The 205-nt window shown below is 61.0% G+C and carries 1 pseudogene; it reads right to left on the bottom strand.

Features of this window, described 5'->3' with window-relative positions:
* Window positions 1–205 (bottom strand): annotated as a pseudogene (locus tag KPG66_RS17180) (AMP-binding protein); the annotation flags it as partial.

Here is a 205-nt window from a genome sequence, read left to right as displayed (position 1 = left end):
GGCGATTGGCTTGTGCGTTCAGCTGCGCATAGCTCAGTGTCTGCGCTTCATACACCAGCGCTGGCGCTTCGGGCGTGCGCTCAACCTGCGCTTCGAATAGCTGGTGCACACACCGATGTTTCGGATACACCTGCTGCGTCGCATTCCACGTGTTAAGCAGCAACTCACGCTCCGCCTCGGGCAGCACCTGCAACTGCTGCACGGC

Source organism: Mycetohabitans sp. B2 (assembly GCF_021733735.1).
GTDB classification, from domain to species: domain Bacteria; phylum Pseudomonadota; class Gammaproteobacteria; order Burkholderiales; family Burkholderiaceae; genus Mycetohabitans; species Mycetohabitans rhizoxinica.
The sequence above is the reverse complement of the archived record's forward strand: the minus strand, read 5'-3'. Positions and strand labels throughout refer to the sequence as shown.